We start from the raw sequence: 20,586 nt of genomic DNA, 5'->3' as shown, positions 1-20,586 counted from the left end.
TTATAATTTATAATACTTAAAAAAAGAAAACCAAGACCTCGACTCTAAATAGTTGAGGTCTTTTTCGTTAATATACGCTTCACGTTCAAAAGAAATATTTCTATACGCTTTATGCCCATTTTTATATTGTACCAAACGCACCAAAAATTCTATACCATAAAGCACATAAAAAGGAAAAATTAGAAGCTCTAATTGTTGCTTTAAATGAATACGTTCATGATTAATTAATTCACGATTAGATTTTAAGGTTGCGTATTTTAAAATCACAAACGGATATAACGTTAAACCTTGAAATCCCTTGGGTATAAAAAATTTTGAAATTAATATCATAACTAGCCTGTTTCAAAAACCAGCACAAATTACAGTATCTTTGCATAACATGAAAAAAATTATTCCAGTAGAAGAAGGCGATTACTATTTAACTCCAGAAGGTTATCGCTGTTTTACAGAACAATACCATCTAAAACGAGGATATTGTTGTAAAAGTGGTTGCAGACATTGCCCCTATGGTTACGATAAAAAAACAGATAGTTTTAAATCTTAAGACCGCTTATATCGTAATTTCATTTTTATTATATTGAAACTCTTTATACTTTAGGAGTACCGATTACAATGTTTACTTGTCACATCATGATTAGCAAAACAGATATAAATAACTTTTAGAAGGTCTCATATGGAATGGTATTCCTTAGCAACTTTATATAGTATAAATATTACATGCAGATGAAGACAGAGAAATGAAAATTGCTGAAACATGCAATCATCCACGATGGTTCGTGATCTATAGCAGTTATGACAATACAGAATATCATTCGTACTCCTTTTAGAGGCGCAACTTAGATAAGTATCCATAATAGAGATGATTTTGGATGGGTGATGTTATAAATAGTGGTTTGGTATGGTTCTTGATAAAAACAAATAAGCTTCTAGACCACTGAAAGCCACATTGTTTTGTATTACAAATAACGAAAAAGCTAGACGTAGTTGGGCAGAAAACAAAGAAACTGTATATACAATGTAGCGTACTATGGAAGTAAAACCGAATTTAAAAGTCATGCTTCTTAATTACCTCGACGATAATTTAATTAATAACTTATAAACTAAAACCTATGAAAAACATCTTAAAATTTGTTCCGGTATTAGCTTTACTTTTAATAGTAAGCTCATGTAGCTCTGTAAAGGTCGCTTCTGATTTTGATAAAACCACAGACTTTAATCAATATAAAACATTCGCTTTTTATAAAACAGGTATTGATAAAGCAGAAATTAATGATATAGATAAACGCCGTATACTTCATGCTATTGAAGCTGAACTTACAGCTAAAGGCTTTGTAAAATCTGAAAATCCTGATTTGTTAATTAGTATTTTTACTAAAGCTAGAGAACAGGTAAATGTATACAGTAACAATATGGGCTGGGGCCCTTATGGTTATGGTTGGGGATGGAGTCCATATTATTACAACAATTTTAATAATACTTCGGTTACACGATCTACAGAAGGTACATTATACATAGACTTAATAGATGCTAACAAAAAAGAATTGATTTGGCAAGGTGTTGGTACTGGCGTTTTAAACGATAATATGAATAAGAAAGAAGAACGTATTCAAGAGTTTGTTGCTAAGATTATTGATAATTATCCGCCTGAATTAAAAAATTAAATTTTTCATTGAAAAAGAGAAATAGTGCTTAGAACCTAGAAATAGGTTCTTTTTTTTTATTTCTATTTTTCAGATTGCTTCATCTACCTACTAACTTATATATACTTAATCAATACCAACGCCATAGTAAAGCCATAGATAGTATATGAAAACCATATAAAATTCTTACAAAAAGAGGTGTTATGTTGTTTTATACTTCTGCAATACACGCTTTGTAAACGGGCTCAAAACTAAGCGTCCGCTTATTTTAGCTCGCTCAATAAGTAAATCATCCCAATGTGCCGTATCTTTCCACATTACAGATTTCATGGCTTGCATAGCTTCCGGATGATAAGTTTTTAACTTCTTAACCAAATTATTTACGGCCTCATGCAAGGTCGCTTTAGATTCAAAAACATCAGCATATAAGCCTTTTTGTTTCGCCCATTGTGGATCGTAAAATTGCTCTGCATTAATAGTCATTTCAGCCATTGCTGTTCCTCCTATCTTACGGCTAACTGCTGGTTCGATTACAAAAGGCCCAATTCCAATACTTAATTCGCTTAATTTTATAGAAGCAAATTGTGTTGCCAAACAATAATCTGCTGCTGCTGCAATACCAACTCCGCCGCCTACAGTTTTGCCTTGTACAGGACAAACAATAAACTTCGGACAGTTACGCATAGCATTAATCACTTTTGCAAAACCAGAGAAAAACTGCAGCCCTTCTGCCTCAGTTTCAATATTTATCAATTCAATAAAACTAGCACCCGCACAAAATGTTCTATCGCCTCCACTTTCCAAAATAACAACCTGAACGGCATCATTATTTCCCGCGATAACAATCTCTTCTTCTAATTTTTTAAGTAAGTGACTTGGCAATGCATTATGTGGCGGATTGTAAAAAGTAATCGTACTTACTCCTTCAAATACGACTTGTTTTACAAAAGATTTTTCCATGATTTATTTGACTAAGTATTGAAAATCGAAGATACTGAAATTTTTAATTTACGACTTAGAATGCTTTATTTTTCCTAATAAAACTCGTATTTTTATAAAAAAAGGAATGGGTTTACTCGATTTTTTATTCAGAAAACAAAAACGGGACATAGAAGATTTTAAATCTAGAGGTGCCATAATTTTAGATGTTCGTACAAAAAAAGAATATAAAAACGGACATATTATTGGCTCTGAAAATATCCCTATAGACGATTTACAACAAAAGGTAACGACCTTAAAAACTACACAAAAACCATTTATTGTGTGTTGTGCCAGCGGTGTAAGATCTGCTAAAGCAGTAAAATATTTATTAATAAATGGTATTGAAGCCACTAACGGCGGAAGCTACAGAACCTTAAAAAAACTGTTATAGTTTTAAATCTTGCAAACTAGCTTCTTGACTTATTGGTGTGTTGTTATATTGTAATGTCCATCCCAAAGAATTGGTTAAAATATAGAATTTTGCCAACTCGCTAATTAATCTGTTTTTTGAATTTTTCTTAAATTCAGATTGTTCCACCTTTTTCATTAAAGAAGCTTTCACTTTATTTTTTATCTTATTGTAATCTTTAGCTTCAAACTGATTTAGAAAATCGGCCTGAATATCATAATACTCAAATTCTGGGCTTATTTTAATTTCTTCATCAGGAATATACGTAATATTTAAAACCTTGTTCACCTCATCAATATCATATACAATCTTACTTAAATCGTAAGCTATAGTAACATCTGCATTCACTACAACTAATGCTTTTTTTTCGGCAGTAACCAAATAAGGAAACACATCTCTAGAATCTTTATAAGAAAATACTTCGCTAAAATGTCCTTCGGTAACCACTAGTTTACCTACATTTTTAATTTGCTCTTGTATTAACATAGATTGTTCAAGAAGTTCAGCTTCGTCTGCCTTCTTAGTATTAAAATGTTTAAAAGTGAAGAATAAGACTATCGCAACTAAAACACCTAAAATTATATTTCGCATTAATTTAATTTTTAATTAAAGGTATAAAATATGTTTAATGAGGCGTGACTTTTGTGCATAAAAAAAGCATCAACTTCTTACACATATTTGTATTATGCTTAATAGACGCTGATGCCTCTTAACAGATTGATTAATAGCACCTCTAAAGTAATTTTTATTATAATTAATTACGATTTTTTTAGACGATTTACGCAAAAATTAGTCATAAGGAACTAGAAATAAGGATATCACGATAAATTCTTACATCTAAAAGCTAAGACCTTCTACTCTTTCTTGAAGCGCTATAATTTTGGCTTGTAATGTCTTCAAAAATTTCTGATGAGCCTCAGAGGTTTCATTAAAAGGTTTGTGTTGTAAACCACTCTGGATAACATGCACATCTTTCATGATGGGCAAAGTTGATGGAGCTATCCAAGTCGTCTTAAATTTTTCCCAGATATACTCAATAGCAGTTTCACTAGGATGTATTAAATCTGTAGCATAAAAACGATAATCCCGCAGTTCGTCCATCATAATTTCATACGACGGAAAATAAAACAATGTATTAGTTTCTGAACGGTCTAAAACCTGATGAATTGCAGTAATTAAATGCGATTTGCTACGCGTATTTTCTTGAAAACCATCTTTAGTATGTCTTATGGGTGACACCGTAAAAATAATAGTCGCATTGGGGTTAACAGAAGTTATTAAACGTTCTATATGCTGCAAAGCGTTGACAATTGCTTGAGGACTTAATAATTCCTTATTAAAAGCCTTTTGCGGCACTTTATGACAATTTGCAACTAAGACCTCTGAATCTAAATGTCTGTACACCCATGCCGTCCCTAACGTGATCACAATATGCGATGCGGTTTCTAAATACGTTTTAGTAATTGCTAATGCTGAATTCAATCCGTTTAATACAGACTCTTGGTCTAACCCGCTTAGTTTAGAATGCGCATCATAACAATGCCAAACATCCTGTTGTTTAAACAGATCACTTTCCGTATACACTTTTCCTTCTAAAGCATGTGTAATAAACTGCTCTATAGCTTTGGGCTGAAATAAAACACCAAAAGGATTCTGAAGTGTTTTAAATTTAAAATAATCAAACTTATTCCCTATGTTTTCAACAAAACAAGATCCCAATAACAACATTTTAGACTGATAATCGATTGGATTATCAGAGTGATACTGTATTGGGATCTCGGTGAAAAACTTCATAAATTATGCGTTTACAACATAACTTTTAGCAGCATCTAATGCTTCTACTATACCTTCTGGTTTTTTACCTCCTGCAGTTGCAAAGAAAGGTTGGCCACCACCGCCTCCTTGAATATATTTTCCTAATTCGCGAACCACTTGTCCGGCATTAAGTTTATGACTTTCCACTAAACTTTTAGAGATATAACAAGATAATAAGGCTTTCCCGTTTTGTTCGGTTCCAAAAACTAAAAAGGCATGCTCTAAAGTACCGCCTAATTCAAAAGATAAATCTTTAATTCCAGCAGCGTCTAAATCGACTTCCTTAGCTAAAAACTGAATCCCGTTTATAGTTTCAATTTCATTTTTAAGCTCGCCTTTTACCTGTTTAGCTTTCTCTTTTAAAAGTACTTCGACTTGTTTTTTAAGGCTAGAATTTTCTTCTTGTAAATGAATAAGTGCTTTAATAGGCTCTTGGGCATTATTAAGCAACTCTTTCATCTCAAAATAAATGGCGCTATTATCTGTATAAAAATCTTTAACAGCATCTCCAGTAATAGCTTCAATTCTACGAATCCCTGAAGCTACAGCACTTTCAGATGTGATTTTAAAATGCCAAAGATCGGCTGTGTTTTGTACGTGAGTACCACCGCATAACTCTACAGATTTACCAAAACGAATAGCGCGAACAGTATCTCCATATTTTTCACCAAACAACGCCATTGCGCCTTCATCTAATGCTTTTTGTAACGGAATATTGCGTTGCTCTTGTAAAGGCAACTTACCTTCAATACGTGCATTTACAAAATTCTCAATATCTTCTAATTGATCATTTGTTACTTTAGAAAAGTGAGAAAAATCAAAACGTAAATGTTTAGAATGTACTGCAGATCCTTTTTGTTCTACATGTTCTCCTAAAATTTCTCGTAACGCTTGGTGCAATAAGTGTGTTGCTGTATGGTTACTCGAGGTTCTATTACGCTGTTTTACATCTACTGCTGCACTTAAAACTTTAGTAATATCTTCTGGAAGTTCTTTAACCAAATGATACACTACATTGTTTTCTTTTTTGGTATCTAGAATATAAGTAATGTTTCCATTTGCCGATTCTATATACCCCTTATCTCCGACTTGTCCACCACCTTCTGGGTAAAATGGCGTCAGATTAAATACTAACTGATACATGGTACCGTCTTTTTTAGACACTATCTTTCTATATCGTGTTATTCTTACTTGTGCTTGCAAAAGATCGTACCCTACAAATTCCTGAACAGCATCTTCAATTAAAACCGTCCAATCATCTGTAGACATTTCACTTGCAGAACGCGATCTCGATTTCTGTTTTTCCATAGCAGCATGAAAACCTGCTTCGTCTAATTTTAATCCTTTTTCACGAAGAATTAAAGACGTTAAATCTATCGGAAATCCATACGTATCGTATAATTCGAAAGCTTTTTCACCAGAAATCACAGCTTCAGATGCATTCTCTATAATACCATTTAACAACACTAAACCTTGATCTAAAGTTCTTAAGAATGAAACTTCTTCTTCTTTTATTACATTTTGGATAAGTTGTTTCTGAACTTTTAATTCTGGAAACGCCTCGCCCATTTTATTACTTAAAACATTTACCAATCGATAGATGAATGGTTCTTTTTGATCTAGAAAAGTAAAACTATAACGAACCGCACGACGTAAAATACGACGAATCACATAACCCGCTCCGGTATTACTTGGTAATTGTCCGTCTGCAATAGAGAAAGCAACCGCACGCACGTGATCTGAAATCACACGAATAGCCACATCTACTTGCTCGTCTTTACCATAAGAGGTTTTAGAAATAGTTTCAATTTCACGAATAATTGGTGTAAACACGTCGGTATCGTAATTAGACTGTACGCCTTGCAAAACCATACACAAACGCTCAAACCCCATACCGGTATCGATATGTTTATTAGGCAGTGTTTCTAAACTTCCGTTTGCTTTTCTGTTGTATTGCATGAAAACCAAGTTCCAAATTTCTACAACCTGCGGATGATCTGCATTTACTAAAGATTTACCATCTACTTTAGCTTTTTCTTCAGCCGATCTAATATCTACATGAATCTCACTACAAGGTCCACATGGCCCTTGATCTCCCATTTCCCAGAAATTATCTTTCTTATTTCCTTTTAGAATACGGTCTTCAGACACAATGGCTTTCCAAAAATCGTAAGCCTCTTGGTCCATTGGTGTACCATCTGCTTCATCACCTTCAAAAATGGTAACATATAAAATGTCTTTATCTATACCATACACCTCGGTTAACAACTCCCAACACCAAGCAATGGCTTCTTTTTTAAAGTAATCTCCAAAACTCCAGTTCCCTAACATTTCAAACAATGTATGGTGATAGGTATCGTAACCAACTTCTTCTAAATCGTTATGCTTTCCAGAAACACGTAAACATTTTTGAGAATCTGTTAAACGGTTATTCACAGGTTTAGCTTGCCCTAAAAAGTACTCTTTAAACGGTGCCATTCCAGAATTAACAAACATTAACGTCGGGTCGTTTTTTAAAACCATTGGTGCAGAAGGCACTACGGTATGGCCTTTACTTTTAAAAAATTCTAAATATTTAGAGCGAATGTCTTGAGATTTCATATAATATGTAACAAACTGTTATTAAATTGACTACTTTTAAAAAGTCGTTTTCTAGTTTTAAAGTGCAAATATATTGTTAAATTAAGGTTTGCCTAAAGCTAGACACAAAATATTGTCATTTGTTTGTTAAATTTGCAACGAAAATATTTTTTGTAGGTTTGCCTAAAACCTGTGATTTAACACCATGTGTTACACAATATAATTGCAAAAATAGTATAAATTAGATAATGAGTAAGGTAAAATATTATTATGATTCTGAGACGCTTTCTTACCGTAAAATAGAGCGTAAAAAACGGAATACATTTAAGTTTATATTAGCGTTTTTATTAGCAGCAGCTTTGTTTGGTTTTTTAACCATCTCTATAACCAGTCAATTTGTAGAATCTCCCAAAGAGAAAGCCCTAAAGCGTGAATTAACAAACATGCAGTTGCACTACGATATGCTTAACAAAAAAATGGATGAAGCTTCTGAAGTGTTGGCAAGTATTGAAGATCGAGACAACAACATTTATAGAATTTATTTTGAAGCTAATCCTATTCCTGAAGAACAACGTAAGGCTGGGTTTGGAGGTATAAACCGTTATAAAGGTTTAGAAGGTTACGATAACTCTAAACTTATTGTTGAAAGCAGCAAAAAATTAGACGTGCTTCAAAAACAAATTGTAGTTCAATCTAAGTCGTTAGATGAAATTGCTAAACTAGCAGATGATAAAGAAAAATTATTAGCAGCTATTCCAGCGATACAACCTGTAAACAATGTAGATTTAACACGTATAGCGTCTGGTTACGGTTACCGAACAGACCCGTTTACCAAAGCGCGTAAGTTTCATTATGGCATGGACTTTACAGCGCCACGAGGCACACCTATTTATGCTACTGGCGATGGTATTGTTGTTCGTGCAGACAACCATTCTACAGGTTACGGAAACCACATTAGAATAGACCACGGTTACGGTTACGTAAGTTTATACGCTCACCTTTACAAATACAATGTGAAGAAAAACCAAAAGGTTGAACGTGGAGATCTTATCGGATTTGTAGGGAGCACAGGGCGTTCTGAAGCCCCACATTTACACTACGAAATCTTTAAAGACGGAGACCGTATTAACCCAACAAATTTCTATTACGGAAGTTTAACACCAGAAGAATATAACAGTCTTTTAGAAAAAGCTTCTTTAGAAAACCAATCGCTAGATTAATGCATATAGATTTACCTGAAAAACGATATTATGGTATTGGCGAAGTCGCCAAAGCATTTGGTGTTAATGCCTCTTTAATCCGCTTTTGGGAAAAAGAATTCGATGTTCTTAAGCCTAAAAAGAATGCCAAAGGCAATAGAAAATTCACACCAGAAGACATTAAAAATCTTAAATTAATTTTTCATTTAGTTAAAGAACGAGGATTTACGTTAGATGGCGCAAAAGTCCATTTAAAGGAAGAAAAGAAAAAAACTTTAACTAACTTTGATATAATTGACAAATTAGAAAACATAAAAAGTCAACTAATCAGAATTAAAAACCAACTTTAAAAAACTAAACAATTATGAAAAAATGGCTAATTCCTGTAATTATTATTGCAGTTATTGTATTGGGATTCTATAAATGGGGTGTCGGTTTTAATAATACAGCTGTAACTTTAAACGAAAATGTAGGTGAAGCTTGGGGTAATGTACAAACCTCTTACCAACGCAGAAACGATCTTATAGGCAATCTTGTCAAAACAGTGCAAGGTGCTGCTGATTTTGAAAGATCGACCTTAACAGATGTTATCGAGGCACGTGCAAAAGCAACCTCGACTACAATTAACCCAGAAAATATTACACCTGAACAGTTACAACAATTTAATGAAGCTCAAGGTGGTTTAAGTAGTGCTTTATCTCGATTATTAGTTTCTGTAGAACGTTATCCTGATTTAAAATCTAACCAGAACTTTTTAAAACTACAAGACGAGTTAACCAGTACAGAAAACACAATACAGACTGCTCGTGTACGATATAACGAGACTATTAAGCCGTATAACAATCACGTAAAAACATTCCCTAATTCTTTATTAGCAGGTTTGTTTAATTTTGATGCTAAACCGTATTTCGATGCTGAAGCAGGAGCTGAAAAGCCTGTAGATGTCGATTTTGATTTCAAATAAAATATTATGAATTCTAAAGTAGAACGATTTCTTAGTCAGAATGAAGAAAGTGAGATTGTCGAAGCCATTCGTCAGGCTGAAAATGAGACTTCTGGTGAAATCCGAATTCATATAGAAAACACAGCTTCCATAGACGTTTACGAACGCGCTATGGAAGTTTTTCACATGCTTAAAATGGATAACACCAAACTACAAAATGGTGTACTTATTTATGTAGCAGTAGCAGACAAAACATTTGTGATATACGGAGACAAAGGCATTAATGATGTGGTAGCCGATGATTTCTGGGACACCACAAAAGATGTTATTCAATCTTATTTTAAACAAGGTAAATTTAAAGAAGGCCTTGTAGCAGGAGTACTAAGAGCAGGAAAAGAACTTCAGGCTAATTTCCCTTGGGATGCTTCAGACATTAACGAATTACCTAACGAAATTTCAAACGGATAAAATCGTGCAAAACTTAAAACACACTTGGTTAATCACATGTTGTTGTATGCTATTTTGCTTCTCGCAATTGGTTACAGCACAATTTAATATTCCAGATAAACCAGAATTTCAAACCAGTGTTTACGATTATATCAACTTATTATCTTCTACAGAAAAGAGCGCTTTAGAGAACAAACTTGTAAAATATTCAGACACCACATCTACACAAATTGTGGTCGCTATTATAGCGACAACTAAAGGTGAAAATATTGGATTATTGGCACCTAAATGGGCTCAGGAATGGGGTGTTGGTCAAGCCAAAGAAGACAATGGTGTATTTATACTTTTAGCTAAAGACGACCGTAAAATATGGATCTCTCCAGGTTACGGTGTCGAGCATAAACTTACAGCAGGAATTGTAGGAGAAATTACTAGAAATGTAATTATTCCTGAATTTAAAACCGGTAGTTTTTACTCTGGTTTAGATAAAGGTGCCGATGCTATTTTTCAGCTCTTAATGGGCGAATACCAAGGTAGCAGACAAAACACAACAACGACTAACATTCCAATAGAGAAAATCATTTTTATGATTTTCATATTCATCATTTTCGTCATAGCCATTTCCAAAAATAAACGCGGTGGTGGAGGCGGTGGCAACGGGAATAACCGTAGACCTACAAGCATTTTAGATGCCATTATTTTAAGTAATATGGGGCGCGGAAGTTACGGTGGTGGATTTGGATCGTCTTCTGGAGGTGGAAGCTTTGGAGGCGGCGGCGGTTTTGGTGGCGGCTTCGGAGGCGGTGGATTTAGTGGTGGCGGTGCTGGCGGAAGCTGGTAAACATTATCAAATTTTCAATTTATTTCCTATATTTTTTATTAATCTGATTTCTCATCAGTTCATGGCTTTATGCTTCTTTATTTCATCTTTTTTTCTTTAACTTTAAAGAAAAAGCTATGTGATTTTCGTGTATACTCACGCCTTTTCGGTAATCTCGTAATATTTCATAGCGTAATAAAACAAGAAGTTCCTTAAGACTTCAACTAAAATTTTTAATGCATGAAAAAATATACAAATCTCATAATCGCTGGTCTTTTATTAGTTCTTGTAATTTGCTTAAATCCTTTAACAAGACTGCTTACTAGACTTACAACTTTAGATTTCACAGTTTTGATTTCACAAAAGCAGAACTTCATGATTGCTATTTCTGCTTGGATTAGCATTGAGGTATTACATAAACTGAAAACAAGATTCTTAAAACATTACGATATTTCTCAGGAGGACAATTTACATTCTAGAAAAATATATACTCAATTTAACATCCTAGAAAAGGTTATGATTTTTGTGATAATTATTATGGCTACGGGTCTAATATTATTGTCGTTTGATGGTATTAGAAAGTTTGGGGTTGGTTTATTTGCTTCTGCTGGAGTTGCAGGGATTATTCTAGGTTTATCAGCCCAGAAAGTAGTTGGAGCATTACTTGCGGGAATTCAGATCGCCATAACTCAACCCTTTAGAATTGATGATGCCGTGGTCGTTGAAGGCGAATGGGGTTGGATTGAAGAAATTAATCTTACCTATGTTGTGGTTCGCGTTTGGGATAAAAGACGCTTGGTTTTACCTTCTTCTTATTTCTTAGAAAAACCCTTTCAGAATTGGACCAGAAATAATGCAGATATTATGGGTACCATCTTTTTATATACAGACTACAATATTCCTTTTGACGATTTAAGAACTGAATTAACGCGCCTATTGGAAGGCAGTGATTTATGGGATGGAAAAGTAAACGTACTTCAGGTAACAGAATCTAAAGAAACAACTGTAGAATCTAGGATTCTAGTTAGTGCAAGAAACTCTCCAATAGCATGGGATTTACGTGTATATATTCGAGAAAAAATGATTGAATATATCCAGAAAAACTATCCAGATAGCTTACCAAGAACACGTGTTGTTATAGAAGGTAGAAATCTAAAACCACAGCAACACTAAACTTGTATTAGGTTCCTAAACTATTAAATTTCCAGCTAAAGCCTAGTAAGAAATATTGTTGTAGCACATTGCTTTCACTATCTTGAATGTAATCTTGACTTACAACACGGCGTGCATTGGTATTCTGGTTTAAAATATCGTAAGCCTTTAGTGTAATGTAAGCATTATCATTTAAGATAGCGTATGAAACTGTACTATTCCAGAACCAAGAACTTTTCTGAAAACCATCTGATATATTAGAATTATAGTTAAAGTTTATATTGTTTCGCCACTCAAAGTTTTTAGGAAAATAAGTCGCCGTATTTAATCTTAGATTATGAATGGTAAAGGCATTATCATCAAACGAATCGATGCTATACGTTCCTTTTGAAAACTTTGATGAGTATCTAGTTTCAACCTCAAAAACATCTGGTATTTCGTAAAGCAGACTAAGCGATGGCGATAAAGCTTGTACTGTACTGGTGTATTGCACATCGTTATTAAAATTCACCGAACGATTAAGATCTGGTCCCAAACCAACTATAAATTTTAAACTAGATATGGAGTCTAACTTCACTTTTTTAGACATATTTAAACGCACATTTAAAGTATAGCTTCCGTTTACATTTACATAAGTTGTAGTCTTAATTAAATTATCGTCTATCACAGACTGACTAACAACATCGTTATCCAGGATACTTAAATTAGCATAACCAAAAAACCCAAATTGTTTATTATAATTATTGGTATTAAATCGCAATTGCATCCTGTGATTCTGAGTCATTTCTAAGGTTGGATTTCCTTTTACAATGTGCAATGGATTACTAATATCTATATAGGGTTGTAATTGCGAAATACTTGGTGCCTCATTTCTTAATCGGTATTGAAACCGTGTAGAGAGTTTAGATTTTATTCGATACCCAAACGTCGTACTCAGTTTCAATTTGGTAAAATCCTGATCAAAATTAAGCTCAGTACGCAGTGCATCTTCAGAAGACAATGTAATAATATCGTAACCAGCTTCAGTTCTAAAATACCATTTATCGTCGTTATATCTTAATCCTATTTCTGGAGAAGATGTAATATTATCGTTTTTAAAATCTGTACTCTGATCTAAATTAAAATCGGTGAAATCGTCTTGATCTTCATTAAAATCATAAGTAAATAATTTACTTTTTGAAATTACACTTCTGTAATCATAATTAAGATCTAAGGTTAATTTCTTTTCAATAATAGGCAAACGAAATCTTACAGATGAATTGGTTTGGGTTTCGTGTTGTTTACCATCTTCATACTGATTTCTAATCTCGTCACTAGAACTATCTCCAAAATAATTGGTTTCGGATGCAGAGTATTTATCGGAATCGTTATGGTTAATTTCTCCCCCCATAGATAAACGCAAGAAACTTCCTTTTTTACCTATACGTTTTGTTGCTCTTAAATCTGCAGAAAATTCCTGTGATTCACTTGAATTGCTAATCTGACTTGTAGATTGATTGGTAAGCGTTCTTTCTTCATTAAAAGATTGTTCTTCGCTATAATATTCACTATTGCTTGTATTGGTTGTAAATTTTGGCCTTAGTGAGATCATTAAAGTAGAATCTAATTCAGTCTCGAAAGACAAATTTGCTTTATGACTCTGATTGGTCTGAAAGTTACTAGATTCTTCTGCAGTATAGTATTTAGAGTCTGGTAAAAATATTTCTTTATTTACTTTCTGATTTTCATCTGAATCACTTCGCGCATAAAAATAATCGGTACTAAACTCTTTAGATTTTGAGGGTGCATCTGTATAATTAGCCCCTATATTTTTAGAAGTTATGATACCGTCTCCGCTACTACCAAAAGCTCTACTCCCTCCGCGACCAAAGGTATCATTAAGTTCAGAATTACTAAATCCAGGAGCATTAATATTATTGCCTCCTGCTAAGACACTAAAACGTCTAGTATCGTTAAACCGATTGTAAATCCCAGACATTTCGTAACGATCGTCTGTACCTCCTGCTGCAGAAAGACGTCCAAACTGACCTCTGTTTTTATCTTCCTCAATAGTCAGGTTAATGGTTTTATTTTCTTGGTCTCCAGCTTCACCAGCAAAAGCTTGATCTTTAGTTTTAGTATCTACAATTTGTATTTTCTTTATAATGTCTTTCGTTAAATTACGCGTCGCAATTGTGGGGTCATCTCCAAAAAAAGAATTTCCGTTCACTAAAATATTATCAACCACCACTCCATTTACCGTAATAACACCATCTTCATCAATTTCTACACCTGGTAAAATTTTCAAAACATCTTCTACATTCGCATCTTTCTTGGTTTTAAAAGACTTTACATTATACTCTAAAGTATCGGTTTTAAAAGTAATTGGTGCTGCAGATTTTATTAAGATTTCATCTAAAGTATTGTCTTCTGCTTCTAATAAAAGGGCTGGTAATTGAATCTCGTCTGACGACATATCAATTACTTTAGCATAGGTTTTATAACCCAAATAAGACATAAAAATATTTAATTGCTGATCTGGAGTTTTACCTTCTATTTGAAATTCCCCTTTCTGATTTGTAATACCATAAGCAACTAAAGAACTATCTTGAATACGCTGTAAATAGACTGTAGCGGCTTCTAAAGGCTCATTAATATCGGCTGCAATTAATGTTCCTGATATTTCGAATTTTTCAGATTGAGCATGCGTAATGATAGTGAATAAGCATAAAAATATAATGCATATATATTTCATAAAGATGGGTTTCAGAAAAAGTTTGTTTGTTATTAAACTAGAGTATTTTACGCACACTAGTGCTCTAGTTAATTGGACTTTACAAAACGCTAAAAGTTTAATTTGATATGTAAATTATTTTATAAAACTTGAATTTAAGGCACACTTAAAACACAAAAAAAGCCCATTCTCACTTAAAGAATGGGCTATAATATTTAAATAAAATATATTATTATTTCTTACGCATATAAACGCTTACAGGAACTCCATTAAAATCGAAATGTTCACGTAATTTATTTTCTAAAAATCGTTTATAAGAATCTTTTACATACTGTGGTAAATTACAGAAAAATGCAAATTGTGGTTGCGGTGTTGGCAACTGTGTGATAAACTTAATTTTTACGTATTTCGCTTTATAAGCTGGTGGCGGATAGTTTTCTATAATAGGTAACATCACTTCGTTTAAAACACTTGTTTTAATTTTCTTAGATCTGTTTTTATACACCTCAACAGCTGTTTCTATTGCTTTAAAAATACGTTGTTTGTTTAACACCGAAATAAATACAATGGGCACATCTGTAAACGGTTCCATCTCGCGACGAATTTGTCTCTCGTATTCTTTAGCAGAGTTGGTTTCTTTTTCGACCAAATCCCACTTATTTACAAGAACAACAATTCCTTTTCTGTTACGTTCTGCTAACCAGAAAATGTTTTGTACTTGTCCGTCAAACCCACGTGTGGCATCTAACACAATAATACATACATCACTATGTTCTATAGCACGTACACTACGCATAACAGAGTAGAATTCTAAATCTTCTTTTACTTTAGATTTTCTACGAATTCCAGCCGTATCGACTAAGTTAAATTCAAACCCAAAACGATTATATCTCGTATCGATAGAATCACGTGTGGTTCCTGCTATATCAGTTACAATGTATCGTTCTTGACCAATTAAGGCATTAATAAACGATGATTTTCCTGCATTTGGACGTCCGACTACTGCAAAACGAGGTAAAGCATCTTCCTCTTCTTCTTCCTCTTGCTCAGGCAATGCTTCAACAAGAGCATCTAATAAATCTCCTGTACCACTACCATTAATACTCGCTACGGTAAAATATTCGCCTAAACCTAATGAGTAAAACTCTACAGCATCTTCAGCACGTTTTCCGTTATCTACTTTATTAACTACCAAGAATACAGGTTTAGTCACTTTTCGCAACAGCTTAGCGACATCTTCATCCATACCTGTTACTCCAGTCTCTACATCAACCATAAAAATAATGGCATCTGCTTCTTCAATAGCTAACACTACTTGTTTATCGATCTCAGCCTCAAACACATCATCACTCCCTTTTACATATCCTCCGGTATCGATTAAAGAAAACTCTTTCCCGTTCCAATCACTTTTTCCGTAATGTCTATCACGTGTAACACCACTAACGGCATCTACTATGGCTTCTCTACGTTGTATTAAACGATTGAAAAATGTTGACTTACCAACATTTGGTCTTCCTACTATGGCTACTATATTACTCATACACTTTTAATTGTCTGCAAAGGTAGTGTTTAGATATTTAAGAAAAAACTGTATTTTAACGCATTCTTTTTAAACCGGATGAAAAAACATGAAATTAGAGAATGACATTGTGCTTCGGCCAAGATTTAATTTAAACTTACCTAAGCATAATGAAACTGTTTTATCTGTTTTTGAAGAGTTGAAAGCGAGTCAGTCGCAGTATATAATCTCTCGAGTAGACGATCATGTATTTATTAGAATACCCAAACACAAACAACACTTTTGGTCGCCACAACTGCATCTTGAAATTAATGCACTAGAAGACAACACTTGTAGTATTCACGGGCTTTTCGGGCCAAACCCAACAGTATGGACACTCTTTATGTTTCTACATTTTGTAGTAGCTATGCTATTTATAGGATTTGGAATCTGGGGTTATTCTAACTGGGCTTTAAACGAAACATACGGCATGCAGCTAAGCATTTGCATAAGCATGATTATACTTTGGTTTGTGCTATATTTTATTGGCCGTACGGGACGTGCTAAAGGTAAAAACGACATGATTTTATTACATCGTTTTATGAAAGAAAGCCTAAATTTATAGGGTTTTACTTCTGATTATATCCAAAACGACGCAATTGCTGAGAATTTGAACGCCAGTTTTTGTTCACTTTTACGTATAATTCTAGATGAATTTGCTTTCCGAAGAATTTTTCTAAATCTTTTCTTGCCTCTACACCTACACGTTTTAAAGCCGATCCTTTATGACCAATAATGATTCCTTTTTGGGTTTCACGTTCTACCATAATTACAGAACGCACACGTATAATTTGTTCTTCTTCAAAAAACTCTTCCGTATCGACCTCTACAGCATAAGGAATTTCTTTTTTATAGTGAAGTAAAATCTTTTCACGAATGGTTTCATTAATAAAGAAACGTTCCGGTTTATCTGTTAATTGATCTTTTGGATAGAATGGCGGAGAATCTGGAAGTAACTCGATAATACGATTAAAAACTTCAGACACATTAAAACCTTCTAAAGCCGAAATTGGAAAAATTTCTGCATTTGGCACTTTACTACTCCATAACCCAACCTGAGCTTCAAGTTGCTCTTGGTCTGATTTATCTATTTTATTTAATAGTAATAATACAGGGATTTTAGCATTTGTAATTTTATCAAAAAAAGCTTCGTCTTTTAATTCTGTTTCACCAATTTCTACCATATAAACTAAGACATCGGCATCTTCGAATGCAGATTTCACAAAGTCCATCATAGACGATTGTAGCTCGTAAGCAGGCTTAATAATTCCAGGTGTATCTGAAAGAATTACCTGAAAATCATCTCCGTTTACAATTCCTAAAATACGATGACGAGTAGTTTGTGCTTTAGATGTGATAATGGATAATTTCTCACCCACAAACGCATTCATTAATGTAGATTTCCCTACGTTTGGATTTCCTATAATATTTACAAAACCGGCCTTGTGATTCATATTTTACTGCATTTTAGTGGTTGCAAAGTTACAACCTTGGTTTATTAAATCCGCTATTACGAACATAATACTTCATTTTAAACACAAAAAAGCGACTAAGATAGACTTAATCGCTTTTTATATTTGGATTCAATAAGATTACATCCCTATTAAACTCATGGCTTGTTTTAAAATATCTGGGTTACTAGAAATATAACTCATAACCTTGCTTGTTAATTCAGGATTACTCATAGCGTATTGTAATAATTTCGCTTTAGTTCCAGAACCAGATAAATAATCTGTAATTAGAGATGATGTATCTGAACTTGTTGTTAAATAATCTGCAACTTGAGTACTTACAGAAGAACTTGGATTAGAAACTATAGCATCTTGTACTTTTTCTTGAGTTTCTGGGCTATTCATAAAGTAAGACTGCAACTGATCTATACCCATATTTGATATTGATGTTGCCGTATCTGAAGTTGAAGTCGTTGATTTTGTTGAATCACAGCTATAAAATGCTGTTACACTTAAGGCTAAAGCCAAAACTAATACTGATTTTTTCATGTGAATTGGTTTACATTGATTTGAATAAATTTACTAAATAATAAAGTAAATTTACTTATTATTTTTAAGCATCCTTAAATACATCTGCTCAACCTTTGTTCTCGCCCATGGGGTCCGACGCAAAAACTTTAAACTAGATTTAATAGACGGATCTTGTGTAAAGCATCTTATATTAATAGTATGCCCCATATATTCCCAACCGTAATGTGCTTCTAATTCGACCAAAATTTGTTCTAATTTTACACCGTGTAATGGATTATTTGGCTGACTACTCATAACATATTATCTTCTATCTCTTGATCTGCGACCTGAGTTTGATGTATTACTTTTTTTAGCATTTCTATTTCCTGTTTTATTGCCTCCAGCTTTAGGACGCTGGTTTCTAGAACGGCCTTGACCTTGTTTTATAGGCTCTGTAGATGCATTTGGATCGGGTTCAAAACCTTCAATAATTTCAACAGGAATTTTCATCCCGATTAATTTTTGAATATCGGCTAAGAAAGAGGTTTCATCTGCACTAACTAAAGAAATAGCTTCTCCACTTGCTCCTGCTCGACCTGTTCTACCAATACGGTGTACATAGTCTTCAGAAATATTAGGAATTTCAAAATTTATAACGTGTGGTAATAACGGAATATCTAAACCTCTAGCTGCAATATCTGTTGCAACCATAACTCGAATACTACCATCTTTAAACCCTGCTAAAGCTTTAGTTCTAGCACCTTGACTCTTGTTACCGTGAATTGCTGCCGCTGTAATTCCAGAAGAAATTAATTTCTTTGTTAAGTTATTTGCACCATGCTTAGTTCTAGTAAACACTAAAACTTGTTGCCAGTTCCCTTCAGAGATTAATTTTATAACTAATCCTGTTTTCTTTCCTTTAGCAACACGAAACACTTTTTGCTGAATCACCTCAACAGTCGTATTTTCTGGAGTAGCCTCTACAGAAACCGGATAGGTTAAGATACCATTTGCTAATTTTTTAATGTCTTTAGAAAAGGTTGCAGAAAACATTAAATTCTGACGTTTCTTAGGAATTAACTTAATTATACGTTCAATATCTCTTACAAACCCCATGTCTAACATACGGTCTGCTTCGTCTAAAACAAAAATCTCTACACTCGATAAAGACAATACATTTTGGTTGCATAAATCTAATAATCTACCTGGTGTGGCAACTAAAACATCTACACCACGTCTAAGTTGTGCAACTTGCGGACGCTGATTAACGCCTCCAAATATTACAGCCGATCTTATATCTAAGAACTCGCTGTATTCTTTTACGTTTTCAAAAATTTGTGCTGCCAATTCTCGTGTTGGCGTTAATATTAAAGCTCGTACAGGACGATTTCTTTTAGTAGTTCCTTCGCTTAAAATTTGAAGTAATGGTAATGTAAAACCCGCGGTTTTACCTGTACCTGTTTGTGCCGATGCTAATACATCCTTCCCTTCTAAAATGGGTGGAATTGCTTTTTCTTGTATTGGAGATGGCGTGTCGTATCCTTTTTTATTGATTGCTTTCAATAAGGCATCAGATAGGCCTAGTGAATTAAATGACATACATTAGTATTGAAGAAAATGATATCCTATTTGTTTTGATATCATTCTTTATGAAGTTGCAAAAGTACGTTTAATTTTCCATGAATAGCATCATTTTAAGAAGACTTACACAATTTGAATCTACAACGCAAGACTTAACCATCTAATAATTAGGTTATTTTAAACAATTTCTCAACACTGCTATCCGTAATAAAAGTACGAATAAACAGCTATAAATTGCATCTTTAAAAAGATTTAACCGTATTAAAATTAAGCCCTACAATATTCTTAAAAGTGTAAAACAACACCTAAATAAATCGTATTTTTGCAATCCCTTTATATGCTTGAGAACTATGACTGTTCTTAACGTTAAATATTATTATACATGCATAATTTAATTCAGAAATATAATATTCCAGGACCTCGTTACACTAGCTACCCCACAGTGCCCTACTGGGATCAAGAAGGTATAACTTTAGAAAACTGGATAGCAACACTTAAAAAATCCTTTAAAGAATCTAATACCTCCGAAGGTATAAGCCTTTACATTCATTTACCCTTTTGCGAGAGTCTGTGTACGTTTTGTGCATGTAACAAACGTATAACAAAACAACATAGTGTTGAAGTGCCTTATATAGATATGGTGTTGAAAGAATGGAGTATGTATTGTGAGGTTTTAGAAGATAAACCAAACATTAAAGAAATTCATTTAGGCGGAGGCACACCAACATTTTTTTCTTCTGAAAATTTAAAAAAATTAATTCATGGTATTTTTGAAACCGCCAATAAA

21 protein-coding genes and 1 pseudogene are annotated in these 20,586 nt (G+C 33.6%); 11 read left to right on the top strand and 11 right to left on the bottom strand.

Annotation, left to right across the window (positions count from 1 at the left end):
- Positions 1-330, bottom strand: coding sequence for a hypothetical protein (locus AST99_RS11085; RefSeq protein WP_057781902.1), 330 nt, complete (start codon positions 328-330; stop codon positions 1-3).
- A 49-nt stretch (positions 331-379) separates the two neighbouring features.
- On the opposite strand from AST99_RS11085, the gene AST99_RS18750 reads away from it, so the two are divergent.
- Both AST99_RS18750 and AST99_RS11080 read left to right on the top strand, forming a co-directional pair.
- On the top strand, positions 380-544 hold the full coding sequence (locus AST99_RS18750; protein ID WP_198151491.1) for a C1orf53 family protein: 165 nt from the start codon (positions 380-382) through the stop codon (positions 542-544).
- Positions 545-1,109: 565 nt separating this feature from the next.
- The gene (locus AST99_RS11080; RefSeq protein WP_057781901.1) at positions 1,110-1,661 is read left to right on the top strand and encodes a DUF4136 domain-containing protein; all 552 of its coding nucleotides are present in this window, start codon (positions 1,110-1,112) and stop codon (positions 1,659-1,661) included.
- Positions 1,662-1,841: 180 nt separating this feature from the next.
- On the opposite strand, the gene AST99_RS11075 is transcribed toward AST99_RS11080, so the two are convergent.
- The gene (locus tag AST99_RS11075; protein WP_057781900.1) at positions 1,842-2,600 is read right to left on the bottom strand and encodes an enoyl-CoA hydratase/isomerase family protein; all 759 of its coding nucleotides are present in this window, start codon (positions 2,598-2,600) and stop codon (positions 1,842-1,844) included.
- A 106-nt stretch (positions 2,601-2,706) separates the two neighbouring features.
- Between AST99_RS11075 and AST99_RS11070 the strand changes: the two genes are divergently transcribed.
- Positions 2,707-3,012, top strand: a complete 306-nt coding sequence (locus AST99_RS11070; RefSeq protein WP_057781899.1) for a rhodanese-like domain-containing protein — start codon at positions 2,707-2,709, stop codon at positions 3,010-3,012.
- Here the strand turns inward: AST99_RS11070 and AST99_RS11065 are convergent.
- The 3 genes from AST99_RS11065 to alaS form a co-directional block, all read right to left on the bottom strand.
- A complete protein-coding gene (locus AST99_RS11065) occupies positions 3,007-3,621 on the bottom strand; it encodes a DUF4230 domain-containing protein (protein WP_057781898.1) in 615 nt (204 codons plus the stop codon). The genes AST99_RS11070 and AST99_RS11065 overlap by 6 nt on opposite strands.
- Positions 3,622-3,867: 246 nt before the next feature.
- Positions 3,868-4,824: a GSCFA domain-containing protein gene (locus AST99_RS11060; RefSeq protein ID WP_057781897.1), complete on the bottom strand. Its 957-nt coding sequence runs from the start codon at positions 4,822-4,824 to the stop codon at positions 3,868-3,870.
- 3 nt (positions 4,825-4,827) lie between these two features.
- Positions 4,828-7,446, bottom strand: coding sequence for an alanine--tRNA ligase (alaS, locus tag AST99_RS11055; RefSeq protein ID WP_057781896.1), 2,619 nt, complete (start codon positions 7,444-7,446; stop codon positions 4,828-4,830).
- A 227-nt stretch (positions 7,447-7,673) separates the two neighbouring features.
- Between alaS and AST99_RS11050 the strand changes: the two genes are divergently transcribed.
- The 6 genes from AST99_RS11050 to AST99_RS11025 all read left to right on the top strand — a co-directional run bounded on the left by AST99_RS11050 (position 7,674) and on the right by AST99_RS11025 (position 12,007).
- On the top strand, positions 7,674-8,645 hold the full coding sequence (locus AST99_RS11050; protein WP_057781895.1) for a M23 family metallopeptidase: 972 nt from the start codon (positions 7,674-7,676) through the stop codon (positions 8,643-8,645).
- Entirely contained in the window at positions 8,645-8,974 is a 330-nt protein-coding gene (locus tag AST99_RS11045) for a MerR family transcriptional regulator (protein WP_057781894.1), read from the top strand. Before AST99_RS11050 ends, AST99_RS11045 begins: the two co-directional genes overlap by 1 nt.
- 14 nt (positions 8,975-8,988) lie before the next feature.
- Complete coding sequence (locus tag AST99_RS11040) at positions 8,989-9,588, top strand: LemA family protein (RefSeq protein WP_057781893.1); 600 nt, start codon at positions 8,989-8,991, stop codon at positions 9,586-9,588.
- A gap of 6 nt (positions 9,589-9,594) precedes the next feature.
- Positions 9,595-10,035 carry a TPM domain-containing protein gene (locus AST99_RS11035; protein WP_057781892.1) on the top strand — a complete coding sequence of 147 codons (441 nt, stop codon included), beginning with the start codon at positions 9,595-9,597 and terminating at the stop codon, positions 10,033-10,035.
- A gap of 46 nt (positions 10,036-10,081) precedes the next feature.
- Complete coding sequence (locus tag AST99_RS11030) at positions 10,082-10,855, top strand: TPM domain-containing protein (protein ID WP_057781891.1); 774 nt, start codon at positions 10,082-10,084, stop codon at positions 10,853-10,855.
- A 219-nt stretch (positions 10,856-11,074) separates the two neighbouring features.
- Positions 11,075-12,007 carry a mechanosensitive ion channel family protein gene (locus tag AST99_RS11025; protein WP_083495669.1) on the top strand — a complete coding sequence of 311 codons (933 nt, stop codon included), beginning with the start codon at positions 11,075-11,077 and terminating at the stop codon, positions 12,005-12,007.
- A 7-nt stretch (positions 12,008-12,014) separates the two neighbouring features.
- On the opposite strand, the gene AST99_RS11020 is transcribed toward AST99_RS11025, so the two are convergent.
- Both AST99_RS11020 and der read right to left on the bottom strand, forming a co-directional pair.
- Positions 12,015-14,720 (bottom strand): outer membrane beta-barrel protein, encoded by a 2,706-nt coding sequence (locus AST99_RS11020; protein ID WP_057781889.1) that lies wholly within the window; start codon positions 14,718-14,720, stop codon positions 12,015-12,017.
- A gap of 211 nt (positions 14,721-14,931) precedes the next feature.
- A complete protein-coding gene (gene der, locus AST99_RS11015) occupies positions 14,932-16,239 on the bottom strand; it encodes a ribosome biogenesis GTPase Der (RefSeq protein WP_057781888.1) in 1,308 nt (435 codons plus the stop codon).
- Positions 16,240-16,327: 88 nt separating this feature from the next.
- On the opposite strand from der, the gene AST99_RS11010 reads away from it, so the two are divergent.
- Positions 16,328-16,822, top strand: a complete 495-nt coding sequence (locus tag AST99_RS11010; RefSeq protein ID WP_057781887.1) for a hypothetical protein — start codon at positions 16,328-16,330, stop codon at positions 16,820-16,822.
- A gap of 4 nt (positions 16,823-16,826) precedes the next feature.
- Here the strand turns inward: AST99_RS11010 and era are convergent, their stop codons facing one another.
- The 4 genes from era to AST99_RS10995 all read right to left on the bottom strand — a co-directional run bounded on the left by era (position 16,827) and on the right by AST99_RS10995 (position 19,817).
- Complete coding sequence (gene era / locus AST99_RS11005) at positions 16,827-17,711, bottom strand: GTPase Era (RefSeq protein WP_057781886.1); 885 nt, start codon at positions 17,709-17,711, stop codon at positions 16,827-16,829.
- 138 nt (positions 17,712-17,849) lie between these two features.
- Complete coding sequence (locus AST99_RS11000; RefSeq protein WP_057781885.1) at positions 17,850-18,257, bottom strand: hypothetical protein; 408 nt, start codon at positions 18,255-18,257, stop codon at positions 17,850-17,852.
- Positions 18,258-18,308: 51 nt separating this feature from the next.
- Positions 18,309-18,533, bottom strand: a complete 225-nt coding sequence (locus tag AST99_RS18455) for a VF530 family protein (protein WP_083495668.1) — start codon at positions 18,531-18,533, stop codon at positions 18,309-18,311.
- Between the two features lie 6 nt (positions 18,534-18,539).
- Positions 18,540-19,817 carry a DEAD/DEAH box helicase gene (locus tag AST99_RS10995; RefSeq protein WP_057781884.1) on the bottom strand — a complete coding sequence of 426 codons (1,278 nt, stop codon included), beginning with the start codon at positions 19,815-19,817 and terminating at the stop codon, positions 18,540-18,542.
- A gap of 364 nt (positions 19,818-20,181) precedes the next feature.
- Here AST99_RS10995 and AST99_RS10990 point away from each other — a divergent pair.
- Positions 20,182-20,586: pseudogene (locus AST99_RS10990) on the top strand (radical SAM protein); the annotation flags it as partial.

Source organism: Formosa algae, assembly GCF_001439665.1.
In the GTDB taxonomy this organism is placed as follows: Bacteria; Bacteroidota; Bacteroidia; order Flavobacteriales; family Flavobacteriaceae; genus Formosa; species Formosa algae.
The sequence above is the reverse complement of the archived record's forward strand: the minus strand, read 5'-3'. Positions and strand labels throughout refer to the sequence as shown.

Bases quoted from the DNA above. Each gene is read 5' to 3' on its own strand.
- AST99_RS11085 (WP_057781902.1), bottom strand. From the start codon at position 330: ATGATATTAATTTCAAAATTTTTTATACCCAAGGGATTTCAAGGTTTA.
- AST99_RS18750 (WP_198151491.1), top strand. From the start codon at position 380: ATGAAAAAAATTATTCCAGTAGAAGAAGGCGATTACTATTTAACTCCA.
- AST99_RS11080 (WP_057781901.1), top strand. From the start codon at position 1,110: ATGAAAAACATCTTAAAATTTGTTCCGGTATTAGCTTTACTTTTAATA.
- AST99_RS11075 (WP_057781900.1), bottom strand. From the start codon at position 2,600: ATGGAAAAATCTTTTGTAAAACAAGTCGTATTTGAAGGAGTAAGTACG.
- AST99_RS11070 (WP_057781899.1), top strand. From the start codon at position 2,707: ATGGGTTTACTCGATTTTTTATTCAGAAAACAAAAACGGGACATAGAA.
- AST99_RS11065 (WP_057781898.1), bottom strand. From the start codon at position 3,621: ATGCGAAATATAATTTTAGGTGTTTTAGTTGCGATAGTCTTATTCTTC.
- AST99_RS11060 (WP_057781897.1), bottom strand. From the start codon at position 4,824: ATGAAGTTTTTCACCGAGATCCCAATACAGTATCACTCTGATAATCCA.
- alaS (WP_057781896.1), bottom strand. From the start codon at position 7,446: ATGAAATCTCAAGACATTCGCTCTAAATATTTAGAATTTTTTAAAAGT.
- AST99_RS11050 (WP_057781895.1), top strand. From the start codon at position 7,674: ATGAGTAAGGTAAAATATTATTATGATTCTGAGACGCTTTCTTACCGT.
- AST99_RS11045 (WP_057781894.1), top strand. From the start codon at position 8,645: ATGCATATAGATTTACCTGAAAAACGATATTATGGTATTGGCGAAGTC.
- AST99_RS11040 (WP_057781893.1), top strand. From the start codon at position 8,989: ATGAAAAAATGGCTAATTCCTGTAATTATTATTGCAGTTATTGTATTG.
- AST99_RS11035 (WP_057781892.1), top strand. From the start codon at position 9,595: ATGAATTCTAAAGTAGAACGATTTCTTAGTCAGAATGAAGAAAGTGAG.
- AST99_RS11030 (WP_057781891.1), top strand. From the start codon at position 10,082: ATGCTATTTTGCTTCTCGCAATTGGTTACAGCACAATTTAATATTCCA.
- AST99_RS11025 (WP_083495669.1), top strand. From the start codon at position 11,075: ATGAAAAAATATACAAATCTCATAATCGCTGGTCTTTTATTAGTTCTT.
- AST99_RS11020 (WP_057781889.1), bottom strand. From the start codon at position 14,720: ATGAAATATATATGCATTATATTTTTATGCTTATTCACTATCATTACG.
- der (WP_057781888.1), bottom strand. From the start codon at position 16,239: ATGAGTAATATAGTAGCCATAGTAGGAAGACCAAATGTTGGTAAGTCA.
- AST99_RS11010 (WP_057781887.1), top strand. From the start codon at position 16,328: ATGAAATTAGAGAATGACATTGTGCTTCGGCCAAGATTTAATTTAAAC.
- era (WP_057781886.1), bottom strand. From the start codon at position 17,711: ATGAATCACAAGGCCGGTTTTGTAAATATTATAGGAAATCCAAACGTA.
- AST99_RS11000 (WP_057781885.1), bottom strand. From the start codon at position 18,257: ATGAAAAAATCAGTATTAGTTTTGGCTTTAGCCTTAAGTGTAACAGCA.
- AST99_RS18455 (WP_083495668.1), bottom strand. From the start codon at position 18,533: ATGAGTAGTCAGCCAAATAATCCATTACACGGTGTAAAATTAGAACAA.
- AST99_RS10995 (WP_057781884.1), bottom strand. From the start codon at position 19,817: ATGTCATTTAATTCACTAGGCCTATCTGATGCCTTATTGAAAGCAATC.